The following is a 14,798-nucleotide window of genomic DNA, read 5'->3' as shown; positions in this document are numbered from 1 at the left end:
CGCCCCTCCGGCGGGGGAACGGGTCAGGCTTTGAGGGCGCGCATGCCATCGGCCAGCAGCCACAGGGCGCGGTTCAGGCGAATGTCGGAATCGATGCCCTGCACGGGCCGGGTCTGCTGCCTGCGGCCATTGGCGGCGCGGCCAGACAATCCGCCCTTCGCGAGGTTTTCTTGGGTGCGGTTAAAGACGGACCACAAATCGGGGCGGCGATCCTCGAAGCGGCGCGGCATCAGAATCTGAGATTCGGTGATAGGCGCAGGCTTGTTCGGGTCGTTGTACTTCAAAGCCAGCGCAGCACGGGCGAACACTTCGGATTCGCCATCGTCCAAGGTGATGCCGCGCATGAGATTGCGGGATTCCTTCACCCGCTCGAAGCCGCTCAACACCTCGTAAGCGCCTGCTATGACGTGCCCGGCCACGTTGCCTTTGTGGGGCACGCGCACATCGGCCACGGTGTCACCGCACACCAGCCCATTGCTGCACACGAAACGGAACATTCCGGCCAGCATCTGATAGCTGCTGGTGCCATCGTGCGAGTTCAGCAGCACGATTTCGTTAGCCTCCGCACCGTTGATCTGGCTGGCGTGGCGCAGACGCAGCATGTGTTTGGTGTGCTCGCGCTTGCCTTCATCGCGCACGCGGGTTTGCGTCACCATGAAGGGCTGGAAGCCTTCCTTGCGAAGCTCGGTCAGCACGGCGGCCGTGGGGATGTAGCTGTACCGCTCGGAGCGGCTTTGGTGCGGGGCGTCCGCGAAGATGGACGGGGCCACGCTGCGAATCTGGTCATCCGACAGCGGGTAGTCGCTGCGCAGCGCGGGGGAATGGGAAGCGAAACGGGTTGCAAGCATGATCTTTCTCCTGACAAAGTTGGTTGTTGAAGAAGCCGCACACCGGATTCCTAGATTCGGAGCCCAGCCTTTCGGCTGTTTGGTGCGGTCGGCACGAAGAACCCGGTTGGCCTCGTTGCCACCGTCTTTCCTGAGTTCATCGCCCGCGACGAAAGGGAGCCCGCGGTCGTGTGCCGTCAAGGAGGCAAGCGCAGGGTTGGTGCGGCCCGCAGGCGCAGCCGAGGACACGGCCCTGCGCGCCTTGACGGCACACGACCGCGGGCTACAGTCGCGAGCAAGGTGATGGAGTCAGGAAAGATGGCTGGACAGGCAACGGCCCGTTCCACCGCCGACCGCTCGGCAAGCGAAGCGCGCAGGCCCGAAGCTGGAAGCCGGGCCGCAGGCGTCAGCCGAGCAGCGCGAGGGAACGATGGAAGCCCGACAGGGGCGAGACGCCGAAGGTGGCTCGATGCGAAGCACGACAGCGCGATCGGCCATGTTTCTTGGCCGGGGACGCCCAGACTTCAAGGCTCGATGGACACCACGCCCAGGATAGACACCATGTTCCAGGCATTGGGAAGCTGGCTCCACGGCCTTTGCGGCTGCGGATTCCTGGCCGAGCCGGCGCAGCCGGTTCGGCGGCATCGAGGGGCGCCAAGCATCGCGCGGCGGGGATAGCCCGCAGGGCTTTCCCCTGGAGGCAAGCGAAGCGCGCAGCCCTTGACGGCGAGAACGCCGTGATACGGTGAAGGGAACAGCAAGACCGCCTACCCACCTCCAACAAAGGTATGGGTAGGCAAGCGCAGCGCGCAGGCCCGCCAGGGCCGCAGGCGTCAGGGATCAAAGCCGGATGGCCGCAACTCGGAGCGAGGTGCGGGGCAACGCCCGCGAGCCCGGCGGCGCACTGTGCCGGACGCACAGTTCGGCTCCCTTGGCTTATCCGTCTGTACTGTGTTGACGCGCGTCGGATCGAAGAATCTTTTTGTTACTATTATTGGAAACACTTCAATAGGTACTCGGGGCTTGGAGGACGAGGTACGGGGAACAGCGATGAAACGTCGCGGATCGTCGATGGGCTGTGATAGCTGGCTTGCCTTGCGTCCATCGTCGATGGCATTGGCGCTTACCGGACCCACATTGGGTCGGCACATGGGCGCGGCATTGAGCCGCCTAAAATCGTGGTGTCAGAAGCGCGCTTGGCGGTTCATGCATCGCACACCATTGTGATTTTCGTAATGGAGCGCTGGCTTGGCACGATGCGGCGCGTTTGAACGACCTGCGGCCATTATTTCTAATGAGCCGGCAGGCCGGTGGTTCAGGCGTGCGACACGATGGGCTCGGCCGGTGCAACGGACAAGCGCATACCGACCGCATGCAGCACGGCCAGCAAGGTCTTGAGCGTCGGGTTGCCTGTCGGCGACAGCGCCCGGTAGAGCGCTTCACGGGTGATGCCTGCTTCCTGAGCAACCGTCGCCAGTCCGCCGTAGGCCTCGGCCACGTCGCGCAGCGCGAGCAGGCCGACCGCACGATGCTCCGGGTTGTCCAGCTCTTCCAGTGCAGATTTCAGGTATTCGACCGCAAAACCTCGATCGGCACGCAGCTCGGCAATGGTGGCCTCGCTATGGGAGACCGAGGCGGCATGTTTGCGATTGCTCATGTATTTCTCCGTTTCCAGTCCAGCCAGTATTCCTTGGCCCGTTGAATGTCCGCATCCTGCGAGCGCTTGTCGCCGCCACACAGCAGGATGACCAGCGCCGCACCGTGCCGGCCGATGTACACGCGGTAGCCGGGGCCGATGTCCTCGCGCAGTTCCAGGACACCTTCGCCGACCGGCTTGATGTCGCCAAAGATGCCCAGGGACACCCGCCGGAAACGGATTTCCAGCTTGGCCCGAGCCCGTGCGTCCCGCAGATCGGCCAACCAATCGGTCAGCGGCACCGCACCATCTACACGTTGGTATCGCCGGACTTTAATCATGGCGCGGCCTCCATTGTAACTTATAAATCACAAACATCAAGGTGGCCACCTTCATGATGCAAGCTCGGCCGACGCATCGGTCGCGCGCTTGCTGCCGGGCGGGACTGCGCGCGTGCCGTCCTTGCGATGCCGAAATGGCTTGTAGACCGCGACCGGGCTCTTGGGCTCCTGTGCGATCGGAGCTGGAGGCGGAACGTCGATGGCTGGCGACGGCCGGGTTTCGATCACGACTTTGCGCCGGCTCGCCACCAGCTCGGCAGCTGCGCGAACGGGATCATCCTCGGTGTGCACGTACCGCATGAACATCGTGACCGTCTTGTGCGCGGTCAGTGCCATGCCGACTTTCACGGGGACGCCTGAGTTGGCGATGTCCGTCGCCGCGCGATGGCGGATGCCGTGCGTTCCGACATGGGGAACGCCGGCGCGATTGAGGACGCGCCGCCATGCCTGATAGTAGGAATTCGCGGTCAGCGATTTCTTGTGATTGAAGATCGACGGGCAGACATAGGGAGAATTCTCGTAGCGCGCCGCGGTTGACAAGAGCCGGTGCGCTTCCTCGCTCATGGGCTTGGACATGTCCCCAGTCTTGCTGTCCGGCCAGACCACGCGCTTGTTGGGCAGGTCGATCCAGTCCCACTCCAGCAACAGGATCTCCGACATGCGGGCAGCGAACTCGAACTGCAGCCGGATCGCCAGTGTCAGCGTCGGGTGCTCCAGTCCTTCGGCGTCGGCCTTTTCGAGATAGGCGAACAACAGCGCCATCTGCGCGTCAGTGATCAGGCGCGTCTTACCTTTCTCGGGGTACTTCGGAACGTGCCGGCAGGGATTGGAGCCATCGGGCCGGTAGCCCCACAGTTCGGCGAGGTTGAACATCTTGCGAATGCAGCCGAGCACCCGATTGGCCTGGATGGGCGACTTCTCCTTGCGCTTCATCAGCGCGGTTACATCCAGGCGGGTGACGTCCGCCACTTTCATGTTGCCGAAGGCCGGAATGATCGAGCGGTCGATCTGATGCTGGTACGAACGTTGGGTGCTCGGCTTGTTGCGGGTCTTGGAGTAGTCCTCCATGAACCGGGTACACAGTTCGGCAACGGTCGGCGCCTTGCGCGCCTCCGCCTTCTGGCCGCCGGGGTCGCCGCCACGGCGAACTTCGGCCAGCCAGTTTTGCGCGAGCGTGCGGGCTTGCTCGACGGTCAGTTCACCGAACAGCCCAAGCGACGGCTTGCGGCGCTCGCCAGCGTTGGTGCGATACTGCACCATGAACACCTTCCGGCCTGTGGGGGTCACCTTGCACAGGAAGCCCGGAACCAGCGTGTCGCGCAGTTCCACGTCAGTGGATTGAGGCTGCGCCGTATCGACCGTCGTTTTCGTCAGTTTGATCTTCGCCATGATTGCTCCTTGGAATTGCCCGATTTCCAGGAGCCAGGCAGGAGCCAAGCGAAAGGGAGCCGGGTCGATTTGCATCAAGCACCCGGGTATCATCAAGACAAGATGCCCCTATGAAAACCTGCCTCGGGGGGCTTGATCCAAGCCCGGAGTGCCTCGGTGCAGTACCGATTCTTCGGCTTAAAATCCGCCGCTTTCCTGAAAAGGGGCGTGCCGGTTCGACCCCGGCTCGGGGCACCACTACGATTCAATCATGTCAAGTTACAACGCTCCCTTTGAAATCCATGTCCACGGACAGGTCCAGTTGCGCGCCGATACCAGCTTTGAACAGCTCCAGGAGGCGCTCAAACCCCTGTGGAAATACGCCGGTGCCCGCTCGCTGGCCGATGGCGCGGCCAGTGCCTACGAAGAAGAGCCTGGAATCAAGTTCGATGCTCAGGAGCACATGCTGCAGATGTGCTGGACGGTGCGTGGCGACGACGATTTTCGCCAGTCGCTCGATGAAATGTGCATGAGCCTCAACGAACTGGCCGAGTTGGGCGCCGCCATCGAGGTGACGTTTTACGACGCCGATTTCGATGAGGACGAGGAAGACGACGGCACCGAGTCGCGCGACGATTTTGTGATGCTGTTCGTGGGCCCTACGCCTGCGGCCATCATGCAGGTGCAGCGCGATTTGCTGGTGCAGGATGTGGTGAACATGATGGAGCGCCACTTTGATGGCGCCGAGCTCGGTGGCGTGGTGGCCGAGATCGACAAGTTGTTCACCCAGCGTTTCGACGCCCTGGTCAATTCGCTGGAAATTGGCAAGCCCCCGCGTGGATCGGGTGGGCCAGGCAACTCGGGTGGCGGACACGGTGGCGGACGTCGCCCGCGCCACCTTCACTGAAAACGCGAGTTTTTGAGTTGCTGCGCCACCGGCCTGGCCCGGCTTGCTGCGCTGCGCGATGGACGGTGACTGGATGAAAACCGATCTGCCTTACCTGCGCACCTACCCCGAGTCGCTGCAAGACCAGGCCCGGCAACTGCTGGGTGAGGGGCGGCTGGGCCCTGTGTTGCTGCGCAAATACCCCCAGCCGCACGCGGTGCGCAGCGACAAGGCGTTGTATGACTACGCTGCAGAACTGAAGGCCCGACACCTGCGCAACGCAGGCACGGTGAACAAGGTGGTTTTTGACAGCAAGATCCATGTCGTGCGCCATGCGCTGGGGTTGCATACCTCGGTGTCGCGCGTGCAGGGCAACCGCCTGGCGGCCAAGCATGAGATTCGCGTTGCAGCCATGTTCAAGCAGGTTCCGGACGAGTTTTTGCGCATGATCGTGGTGCACGAACTGGCCCATTTGCGCGAGAAAGACCACGACAAGGCCTTCTACAAGCTGTGCGAGCACATGGAGCCTCAATACCACCAGTACGAGTTTGACGTGCGCCTTTACCTCACGTACCTCGAGCACGCTGGCGAGCGTCTGTGGGCGCCGGAATAGCTATCAATTAAATAGCTGCTCGCGCTATACCAGCAAGCGCTACAGCCTGATTTGATCTGTATTTACGGGATGGAGACAGTGGCGCAGCAGTCGGGTGGCAGCTGCAGCCAGCGTTCTGCGGCCGCCTGCAACGGTGCGAGTGCGCCGGTGGTGAGCAAGCGGATGGAGGCGGGCGCCTCAGCCGCTGAATCTTCGGGGGTGAGCAGCACATCCTTGTGCAGCAGGCGCCGCGTTTGCCGTGCCACCGGCTCGCCAGTTTCAATCAGCCGCACCTGCGGGCCAACGAGTGAGCGCAACTCGTCCGCCACAAACACATAGTGCGTGCAGCCCAGCACCAGCGTGTCGATTTCGCCCGTTTCGGTGCCAAAGGTGCCCATAGCGCTGATGTAGCGTGCACACAGTGCTCTGGTTTCGGTAGCAAAAGGGTTGGTGGGCAAGGGCTGTGCCGTGCTGTCCTCGATGGCGCGTGCCAGGCCATCGCAGGGCTGGACAATGAATTCAGCCTGTCCGGCCAGCGACGCCAGCAGCCTGGAAAATTTCTCACTGGTCAGAGTGCCGCGCGTGCCGATGACGCCGATGCGCCCGGTTTTGCTCAACGCTGCAGCCGGTTTGAGTGCGGGCTCCAGCCCCACCAGCGGCAGGTCGGGCTGGCTGCTGCGCACCTCATGGATGGCGGCAGCCGTGGCCGTGTTGCAGGCCACCACCAGCGCCTTGATGTGGTGCTGTTCACGCAGGTAACAGGTAATAGCGTGCGTGCGGGCGCTGACAAAAGCGTCGCCCCGCGCATCGCCATAGGGTGCATTGCCGCTGTCGGCCAGATAGACAAAACGCTCGTGGGGCAACTCGGCGCGCAGCGCCTGCAGCACGCTCAGGCCCCCGATGCCACTGTCGAAAACGCCGATGGGTTGCGCAGCACGGTTCATGGTGTCAGGCCGGTAAAGGAAGCAGGGGCAGGGCGGATGGTTTCACCCGCGGTGTGCAGATGCCACCCCGCGCCATCGGCGCGCCGCCATGCCCGGTGGCGTCAGGCTGCCGCGACTTCGATGCCCTTGAATTCGCCCGTGGCGATGCGCTTTTGCCACTCGGCGGGGCCGGTGATGTGGGCGCTGGTGCCGCCCGCGTCCACGGCCACGGTGACGGGCATGTCCACCACGTCGAATTCGTAGATGGCTTCCATGCCCAGGTCTTCAAAGCCCACCACCTTGGCGGTCTTGATGGCCTTGCTGACCAGGTAGGCTGCACCGCCCACGGCCATCAGGTAAGCGCTCTTGTGGTTCTTGATGGACTCGATGGCGACCGGGCCGCGCTCGGCCTTGCCGATCATGGCAATCAGGCCGGTCTGCTCCAGCATCATGTCGGTGAACTTGTCCATGCGCGTGGCAGTGGTCGGGCCGGCGGGGCCCACGGCCTCGTCACGCACGGGATCGACCGGGCCCACGTAATAGATCACGCGGTTGGTGAAGTCCACCGGCAGCTTCTCGCCCTTGGCCAGCATGTCCTGGATGCGCTTGTGCGCGGCATCGCGGCCGGTGAGCATCTTGCCGTTGAGCAGCAGCGTGTCGCCGGGCTTCCAGCTGGCCACTTCTTCCTTGGTGAGGGTGTCGAGGTTGACCTTCTTGCTCTTGTTGTAGTCGGGCGTCCAGTCGACGTTGGGCCACAGGTCCAGGCTGGGGGGCGTGAGGTACACGGGGCCCGAGCCGTCCATCACAAAGTGCGCATGGCGCGTGGCGGCGCAGTTGGGGATCATGGCAATGGGCTTGCTGGCCGCGTGCGTGGGGTACATCTTGATCTTGACGTCCAGCACGGTGGTCAGGCCGCCCAGGCCTTGGGCGCCAATGCCCAGGGCGTTGACCTTTTCAAACAGTTCCAGGCGCAGGGCTTCCACCTTGTCGAGCGCGGGGCCGCCGGTCTTGGCGGCTTCGGCCTTGGCCTGCAGCTCGTACATGTCCAGGTCGTCCATCAGGCTTTCCTTGGCCATGAGCACGGCTTTTTCCGCCGTGCCGCCAATGCCGATGCCCAGCATGCCGGGCGGGCACCAGCCGGCACCCATGGTGGGCACGGTTTTGAGCACCCAGTCCACCACGCTGTCGCTGGGGTTGAGCATGTACATCTTGGATTTGTTCTCCGAGCCGCCGCCCTTGGCCGCCACGGTGATGTCCACGGTGTTGCCGGGCACGATCTCGGTGAAGATCACGGCAGGCGTGTTGTCCTTGGTGTTCTTGCGGTCGAACTGCGGGTCGGCCACCACGCTGGCGCGCAGCGTGTTGTCGGGGTGGTTGTAGCCACGGCGCACGCCTTCGTTGATGGCGTCGTCCAGGCTGCCGGTAAAGCCTTCCCAGCGCACGTCCATGCCCACCTTCAGGAACACGTTGACGATGCCGGTGTCCTGGCAGATGGGGCGCTGGCCCGTGGCGCTCATCTTGCTGTTGGTGAGGATCTGGGCGATCGCATCCTTGGCCGCCGGGCTTTTTTCGCGCTCATAGGCGCGGGCCAGGTGGGCGATGTAGTCGGTGGGGTGGTAGTAGCTGATGTACTGCAACGCGGCGGCGATGGACTCGATCAGGTCTGCTTGGCGAATGGAGGTCGTGGTCATGGCAGGTGGGGTCAGTGGGGTAAATCGCGAACCCTGAATTATCCCCCTGCGGGCTTGCGCGGTGCTGTCAGGCACGATGGTGGGGCGGTGGCTGGCGCAGGAGGCGGCGGCGGCGACCCCAATGGGTAGCGCAGCACAGCGTTGCATGGGTATGCTGCGCCCTGGTGTTTCTATCCCTTCATTCCATTGGCTCGCAGAGCAGCAAGGCAGAACTTTGATGACATCCCGACCCGACCCGACCGCAGTCCGCACCGAGAAAGACAGCTTTGGTCCCATCGATGTGCCCGCCCAGCGCCTGTGGGGCGCGCAGACCCAGCGTTCGCTGCAGCATTTTGATATTTCGGGTGAGCGCATGGCGCCGGAGCTGATCCGCGCCCTGGCCCAGGTCAAGCGCGCCAGCGCCTATGTGAACAACGCTTTGGGCCTGCTCGATACCGTCAAGACCACGGCCATCGTGGCGGCGGCGGACGAGGTGATCGCCGGTGGCCACCTGCAGGAGTTTCCGCTGGTGGTGTGGCAGACCGGATCGGGCACCCAGACCAACATGAACATGAACGAGGTGCTGGCCAACCGCGCCAGCGAGCTGCTGGGCGGACCGCGCGGCGAGGGGCGCCTGGTGCACCCCAACGACGATGTGAACAAGAGCCAGTCGAGCAACGATGTCTTTCCCACCGCCATGCACCTGGCCGCGGTGGAGGCGCTGACGCACCGGCTGCTGCCTGCATTGCAGCAACTGCGCACCACGCTGGCGGACAAGGCGGCAGCCTTTGAAGACATCGTCAAGATTGGCCGCACCCATCTGCAAGACGCCACACCGCTCACACTGGGGCAGGAAATATCGGGCTGGGTGGCGCAGCTCAAGCATGGCGAGCAGCATGTGCGTGCGGCACTGCCGCACATGTGCGAGCTGGCGCTGGGCGGCACCGCCGTGGGAACAGGGCTCAATGCGCCCGCCGGTTATGCCGCAGCGGTGGCGCGCGAGCTGGCCGACCTGACGGGGCTGCCCTTGATCACCGCGCCCAACAAGTTCGAGGCCCTGGCCAGCTGCGATGCGCTGGTGCATGGCCACGGTGCACTCAAAACCCTGGCTGCCAGCCTGATGAAAATTGCCAACGACGTGCGCTGGCTGGCCAGCGGGCCGCGCAGCGGGCTGGGCGAGATCACGATTCCCGAGAACGAGCCAGGCTCGTCCATCATGCCGGGCAAGGTGAACCCCACGCAGTGCGAGGCGCTGACCATGCTGTGCGCGCAGGTGATGGGCAACGATGTGGCCATCAACATCGGCGGTGCTTCGGGCAACTTCGAGCTGAACGTGTTTCGTCCGCTCGTGATCCACAATTTTCTGCAAAGCGTGCGCCTGCTGGCCGACGGCATGGTCAGTTTCAACCACCATTGCGCCGCAGGCATCGAGCCGCACCGCGCCCGCATGGCCGAGCTGGTGGAGCGCTCACTGATGCTGGTGACGGCGCTGAACCCGCACATCGGCTACGACAAGGCCGCGCAGATTGCCAAAAAGGCCCACACCGAAGGCAGCAGCCTGCGCGATGCGGCCATTGCCTCGGGCCATGTCTCGGCCGAGCAGTTTGACGCCTGGGTGGTGCCGCAAGACATGGTGGGCCGATAGCCGACACCCGCCAGCGCCCGTGGTGCTGCACGCCAGCAGTCATGCAGGGACTTGAAGTGCTATAAAAAACATAGCTGCTAGCGCTTTATGGTATTGCGCTAGAGCCTGTTTTTGTCATTAATTTGCGTACTATTTTGCCGCGGCAATGGCCTGGGCAATCCAGCCGTCAAACGTCTTTTGGTGCGCCTTGATCCAGCCGTCGGTGTGGCGTGCGATGTCGCTGGCCTTGTTTTCGCCCCGGCTCATGCGCAGGTTCTGGGCGTTGATGTCGGCCACGGGCAGCTGCATCACCTCAAACAGCCGGGCGGCCGCCGGGTTCTGGTCGGCAAAGGCCTTGTTGGCCATGATGTGCTGCTGGTTCACCTTGAACCCGTAGTTTTTGCCGTTGGACAAACGGGTGTCGTCCTGCGCTGCGGCCGTGGGGGAATCGGGCACCTCCAGCCAGACCACATCGGTGCCGGGGCGCAGCACGGCGCTCACCCAGTAGGGCGTCCAGGTGTAATAAAGGATGGGCTGCCCTTGTTTGAAGCGGGCAATGGTGTCGGCGATCAGCGCGGCATAACTGCCCTGCTTGTGGGTGATGGAGCCGCCGAGCTGGTAGTTTTTGAGGTGGCGTTCGATGGCCAGCTCGCAGCCCCAGCCAGGGTTGCAGCCGGTCAGGTCGGCCTTGCCGTCGCCGTCGGTATCAAACAGCTTGGCCAGTTGTGGGTCTTTGAGCTGGGCGAGGTTGGTGATCTGGTAACGCTCGGCGGTCTTCTTGTCGATCAGGTAGCCCTGGGCGGCGTTGTCGGAGTACACGCCCTTGCGGTAGAGCTTGGCGTCGCCGCCGCTGTTTTTGTAGAAATCGGCGTGCAGCAGATTCCAGTGCGTTGCCATGAAGGTGGCGTCGCCGTTGGCAATGGCCAGGTGCTCTGTGGCAGGCTCCAGGTCTTTCATGGGCTGCACGTCGTAGCCCAGTTTTTCCAGGGCGCGCGCAACCAGCAGGGTCTGGAAGGCCTCTTCGGCAAGCGAGCTCTTGAGGGGCTGCACGCTCACGCCCTTGCCGGGCAGGGCTTGCGCATGGGCGGCTCCTGCCAGGCCGAGGGCCAGCAGGCTGGCAGCGATGGCGGTCTTGGCGCCGTGGGTGAAAAGTGGCTGATTGGACATGGCTGCGGACTCCTTGAATGAGGGTGCGGGAAATTCGATGAATGGTGGTATGTGGCCCAAGCCCTAGCGGCGGGCCGGTGCCAGATCGGCGGGGGCTTCAGGTGCCGCCGACGCTGCGGGTGTGGTGGTGGCGGTGGCGGTGGCGGTGGCAGTGCGGCGCACCAGGCGCCACGCCAGACCGGCCGGTCCGGTCTGCCACCAATGGCGCACACCCCGGCGCGGCCGGCCCATGGCCTGGGTGATGCGGTCCAGCGTGACGGCCAGCAGCACAATGCCCAGACCGCCCACGGTGGCCAGGCCCATGTCCAGGCGGCCAATGCCACGCAACACCATCTGGCCCAGGCCGCCCACGGCAATCATCGAAGCGATCACCACCATCGACAGCGACAGCATCAGCGCCTGGTTGATGCCCGCCATGATGGAAGGCATTGCCAGCGGAAGCTGCACCTTGACCAGCAACTGCCAGGGTGAAGCGCCATAAGCACGCGCGGCTTCGATCAGGTCGGGGCGCACCTGGCGCAACCCCAGGTTGGTCAGGCGCACCAGCGGCGGCAGCGCAAACACGATGGTGACAATCACCCCCGGCACGTTGCCAATGCCAAACAGCATGACCACCGGCACAAGGTAAACAAAGGCGGGTGTGGTCTGCATCGCATCCAGAAACGGGCGCATCCAGCGCTGGGCGCGGTCGCTGGCTGCAAGCACAATGCCCAGCGGCAGACCGATCACGATACAAAATGCCAGCGAGGTCAGCACCAGCGACAGCGTCACCATGGCCTCGGACCAGATGCCCAGCATGGCCACCACCAGCAGCGAGGCCACGGCGCCCAAGGCGACGGCGCGGCCCGCAAACTGCCACGCCAGCAGACCCAGCAACGCCACCATGGCCAGCGTGGGCACGCCGGTGAGCAGGCCTTCCACCCAGGTCAGCGTGCCGTCAATCGGCGCGCGCACGGTCTGGAAGAAAGGACGAAAGTTCTCTACCACCCAGCCCAGTCCCTCGTTGATCCACGATTCGATGGGCAAAGAGCCATCCCACAGTTGCTGGATGTGCCAGCCACGGGACGCGGCATCGGTGCTGTCCAATGGTGTGGTTGCGGCCTGTGCCGGGGCATCCAGCCAGCTGCCGGTGCTGTCGGTGGCGTCACTGCCGGCCGGGGCTGCGCCCCATGGGTCGGCGTTGTCGGTGGTTGCTGCCGTAGTGGGCGCATCCGACGCTGCGGCAGGCAAATCCCAGGGCGTGACGGCTGCGCCGGAATCTCCCGCTGTGGCCCAGGGGTCGGTATCGGCGGGCGGTGGCAGCGCGGTTGGCGCGGGCGTGTGCAGTGCATCGGTCATGCGAAGCTCCTTTCTTGGGCGAGGGTTTCCTCAGGCGGTGCCGAGGGCGGAACCGGCGGGGTGTCGCGGTCCAGAAACTTCAGCAACGTGGTTTTGCTGATGGCGCCCTGAAATTCGCCTTGCGGCCCCAGCACCGGCAGTGCGCAGGGCGCCTGCGCCACCTGGCCAAACAGGTCGGCCACCGCCATGTCGGCGGCGATGGGCTCCACATTGGGCAAAAAGGCGTGTTGCAAACCCCTTGGCCCCACATGGCCCTCGAGTGCGGTGCGCAGCGAATCGGCCGACACGGTGCCCAGGTAGCGCTGCGTGGGGCTGACCACGTAGGCAAAGTCGCGGTCCTGGTCTTCCAGCTGCTTGAGCGCGGCGCGCGAGCCGCGGTCGTTGTGTTCGGACACCACGGTGAAGCGCTCACGCGCAATGTCGCCGGCCTTGAACACGGCAGCGGCATCCACACCGCGCACGAAGCTGCGCACATAGTCATTGGCCGGGTTGCGCAGGATGTCATCGGGCGTGCCCACCTGCACCACCTGGCCGTCCTTCATGATGGCGATGCGGTCACCGATGCGCATGGCCTCGTCCAGGTCATGCGAGATGAAAACGATGGTGCGCCGTCTGATCTGCTGCAGGCGCAGCAACTCACTTTGCATCTCGGTGCGGATGATGGGGTCGAGTGCCGAGAAGGCCTCGTCCATGAGCAGGATGGATGGATCGGACGCCAGCGCGCGCGCCAGTCCCACGCGCTGCTGCATGCCGCCCGAAAGCTCGTCGGGATAGCTCGCGCCCCAGCTGGCCAGGCCCACCTGCTCCAGTGCCTGCGCTGCCTGCGCCTGGCGCTCGGCCCGGCCCACGCCCGCCAACTCCAGCCCCAGGGCGGTGTTGTCGAGCACATTCATGTGCGGCATCAGCGCGAAAGACTGGAACACCATGCTGATGTCCTTGCGCCGCAGTGCGCGCAATTGCCCGCTGGTCAGGCTGCTGATGTCGGTGCCGTCCACCAGAATGCGGCCGGCCGAGGGCTCGATCAACAGGTTGAGCAGGCGTACCAGCGTGGATTTGCCAGAACCGGACAAGCCCATGACCACAAAGATTTCACCCGCCTCGATGGTGAAAGTGGCGTCGAATACGCCGATCGAGTTGCCGGTACGCTCCAGAATCTCGTGCTTGCTGCAACCCTGGCGGACAAGCTCCAGTGCCTGCTGCGGCGCATCGCCGAAGATTTTGAACACATGGTCGATGGTGATTTTTTTTGCCACGCTGGTGGATCTCCCTCGTTGAATGGGTGGAACACAGCCCGCCCGCCATTGGCGGACAGGTTCGAAGCCCTTGTGAGGCCCTGATGCGGCGGCCAACCCTGGCTGAGATCAGCACACGGGAGGGCACGAAATGGATAGGCACTGGCCGTGCCAGCTTGGCCCGAATGGCACGCAAGGTGGTGCGCAAGGGCCAGAGGTGTGTTCCGGCGGCGGACCCGGGGGAGGACGCTGGGACCACGGCTGCCACCGGGCAAAGGCACGGCGGCGGGGCATCAGGGACAAACTTTGACGGGCTGGAGCGACCGCGAAGGCCACACCAGGAACACATTGCAACCCCGTTGGGGCTGAATTACCTGCGTTGCAGGTGGTGAATGAGAACCGAAGTATACGGATTCAGTGTCTTTGGGTCAAAACAGGGGTTTTTCAAAACCGGGTATACACGCGCGCTGTTCCGGTCGCAATGCGCCCCGACCGGGTCCCGTCGGCGGGGGCATCCTTCTTCTATAGAGGTGCTTTTGCTATAAAATTAATAGCTGCATGCGCTTTATATATAAGCGCTTGAGGTTAATTTGACTAAAAATTATGGCTCAGTGCTTTACATGGCTGCTGTTGAGCAGCTTGTCGGTGTAGGCAATGGCCACTGCACTGGTAAGGAAGACCACATGGATGATGGTCTGCCACATCAGCACCTTCACGTCGTAATTGGCGGCGTTGATGAAGGTCTTGAGCAGGTGGATGGAGCTGATGCCGATGATTGACAGGCCCAGTTTCACCTTCAGCACCGAGGCATTCACGTGCCCCAGCCATTCGGGCTGGTCGGGGTGGTCGTCCAGGCCCAGCCGGCTCACAAACGTTTCATAGCCGCCCACGATCACCATGATGAGCAGGTTGGAGATCATCACCACGTCGATCAGCGCCAGCACCACCAGCATGATCACGGTTTCGTTCAGCGCGGTGATCTGCACCTCGGGCTTGTAGCCGATGCTGGTCACCAGGGCCTGTAGCGCCGTCTGGCTGCCAAACACGGCTTCGACCAGGTGCCAGAGTTCGAGCAGGAAATGCCACACATACACGGCCTGCGCCGCAATCAACCCGAGGTAAAGCGGCAGCTGCAGCCATCGGCTGGCAAAGATCAGCGCAGGCAGGGGACGCAGGGGACGCAGGGGAGACGGG

14 protein-coding genes are annotated in these 14,798 nt (G+C 63.7%); 4 read left to right on the top strand and 10 right to left on the bottom strand.

Features of this window, described 5'->3' with window-relative positions; translation table 11 throughout:
• Nucleotides 1–23: 23 nt before the first annotated feature.
• Entirely contained in the window at nucleotides 24–851 is an 828-nt protein-coding gene (locus tag DTW89_RS11085; protein ID WP_024815469.1) for a DUF932 domain-containing protein, read from the bottom strand.
• A 1,061-nt stretch (nucleotides 852–1,912) separates the two neighbouring features.
• Here DTW89_RS11085 and DTW89_RS11075 point away from each other — a divergent pair.
• Complete coding sequence (locus DTW89_RS11075) at nucleotides 1,913–2,098, top strand: abortive infection family protein (protein WP_081739385.1); 186 nt, start codon at nucleotides 1,913–1,915, stop codon at nucleotides 2,096–2,098.
• A gap of 44 nt (nucleotides 2,099–2,142) precedes the next feature.
• On the opposite strand, the gene DTW89_RS11070 is transcribed toward DTW89_RS11075, so the two are convergent.
• The 3 genes from DTW89_RS11070 to DTW89_RS11060 are packed head-to-tail and all read right to left on the bottom strand — an operon-like array spanning nucleotide 2,143 to nucleotide 4,193.
• On the bottom strand, nucleotides 2,143–2,484 hold the full coding sequence (locus DTW89_RS11070) for an addiction module antidote protein (RefSeq protein WP_024815468.1): 342 nt from the start codon (nucleotides 2,482–2,484) through the stop codon (nucleotides 2,143–2,145).
• Nucleotides 2,481–2,804, bottom strand: coding sequence for a type II toxin-antitoxin system RelE/ParE family toxin (locus DTW89_RS11065; protein WP_024815467.1), 324 nt, complete (start codon nucleotides 2,802–2,804; stop codon nucleotides 2,481–2,483). The genes DTW89_RS11070 and DTW89_RS11065 overlap by 4 nt, the downstream gene beginning before the upstream one ends.
• Before the next feature lie 51 nt (nucleotides 2,805–2,855).
• On the bottom strand, nucleotides 2,856–4,193 hold the full coding sequence (locus DTW89_RS11060; RefSeq protein WP_024815466.1) for a tyrosine-type recombinase/integrase: 1,338 nt from the start codon (nucleotides 4,191–4,193) through the stop codon (nucleotides 2,856–2,858).
• Nucleotides 4,194–4,443: 250 nt separating this feature from the next.
• On the opposite strand from DTW89_RS11060, the gene DTW89_RS11055 reads away from it, so the two are divergent.
• Together DTW89_RS11055 and DTW89_RS11050 are read left to right on the top strand one after the other, a co-directional pair.
• Entirely contained in the window at nucleotides 4,444–5,079 is a 636-nt protein-coding gene (locus DTW89_RS11055; RefSeq protein WP_114655990.1) for a DUF6806 family protein, read from the top strand.
• Nucleotides 5,080–5,152: 73 nt separating this feature from the next.
• On the top strand, nucleotides 5,153–5,671 hold the full coding sequence (locus tag DTW89_RS11050) for a M48 metallopeptidase family protein (RefSeq protein WP_111866970.1): 519 nt from the start codon (nucleotides 5,153–5,155) through the stop codon (nucleotides 5,669–5,671).
• Between the two features lie 62 nt (nucleotides 5,672–5,733).
• On the opposite strand, the gene murI is transcribed toward DTW89_RS11050, so the two are convergent.
• Both murI and DTW89_RS11040 read right to left on the bottom strand, forming a co-directional pair.
• A complete protein-coding gene (gene murI, locus DTW89_RS11045; RefSeq protein ID WP_114655989.1) occupies nucleotides 5,734–6,594 on the bottom strand; it encodes a glutamate racemase in 861 nt (286 codons plus the stop codon).
• Between the two features lie 101 nt (nucleotides 6,595–6,695).
• Complete coding sequence (locus DTW89_RS11040) at nucleotides 6,696–8,264, bottom strand: fumarate hydratase (protein ID WP_114655988.1); 1,569 nt, start codon at nucleotides 8,262–8,264, stop codon at nucleotides 6,696–6,698.
• Nucleotides 8,265–8,481: 217 nt separating this feature from the next.
• Here DTW89_RS11040 and fumC point away from each other — a divergent pair, with 217 nt between their 5' ends.
• On the top strand, nucleotides 8,482–9,888 hold the full coding sequence (gene fumC / locus DTW89_RS11035) for a class II fumarate hydratase (RefSeq protein WP_114655987.1): 1,407 nt from the start codon (nucleotides 8,482–8,484) through the stop codon (nucleotides 9,886–9,888).
• 129 nt (nucleotides 9,889–10,017) lie between these two features.
• Here fumC and proX read toward each other — a convergent pair whose 3' ends face one another.
• The 4 genes from proX to DTW89_RS11015 all read right to left on the bottom strand — a co-directional run bounded on the left by proX (nucleotide 10,018) and on the right by DTW89_RS11015 (nucleotide 14,788).
• Nucleotides 10,018–11,034: a glycine betaine/L-proline ABC transporter substrate-binding protein ProX gene (gene proX / locus DTW89_RS11030; protein WP_114655986.1), complete on the bottom strand. Its 1,017-nt coding sequence runs from the start codon at nucleotides 11,032–11,034 to the stop codon at nucleotides 10,018–10,020.
• A 63-nt stretch (nucleotides 11,035–11,097) separates the two neighbouring features.
• Entirely contained in the window at nucleotides 11,098–12,372 is a 1,275-nt protein-coding gene (proW, locus tag DTW89_RS11025) for a glycine betaine/L-proline ABC transporter permease ProW (protein ID WP_114655985.1), read from the bottom strand.
• Nucleotides 12,369–13,625, bottom strand: a complete 1,257-nt coding sequence (gene proV, locus DTW89_RS11020) for a glycine betaine/L-proline ABC transporter ATP-binding protein ProV (RefSeq protein ID WP_114655984.1) — start codon at nucleotides 13,623–13,625, stop codon at nucleotides 12,369–12,371. Before proV ends, proW begins: the two co-directional genes overlap by 4 nt.
• A gap of 587 nt (nucleotides 13,626–14,212) precedes the next feature.
• Nucleotides 14,213–14,788: a TIGR00645 family protein gene (locus DTW89_RS11015; RefSeq protein ID WP_114656001.1), complete on the bottom strand. Its 576-nt coding sequence runs from the start codon at nucleotides 14,786–14,788 to the stop codon at nucleotides 14,213–14,215.
• Between the last annotated feature and the right edge of the window lie 10 nt (nucleotides 14,789–14,798).

The organism is Acidovorax sp. BoFeN1, from assembly GCF_003345135.1.
Taxonomy (GTDB): domain Bacteria; phylum Pseudomonadota; class Gammaproteobacteria; order Burkholderiales; family Burkholderiaceae_C; genus Acidovorax; species Acidovorax defluvii.
Note: the sequence above shows the minus strand (reverse complement) of the source record. Positions and strands in the feature narration are given on the sequence as shown.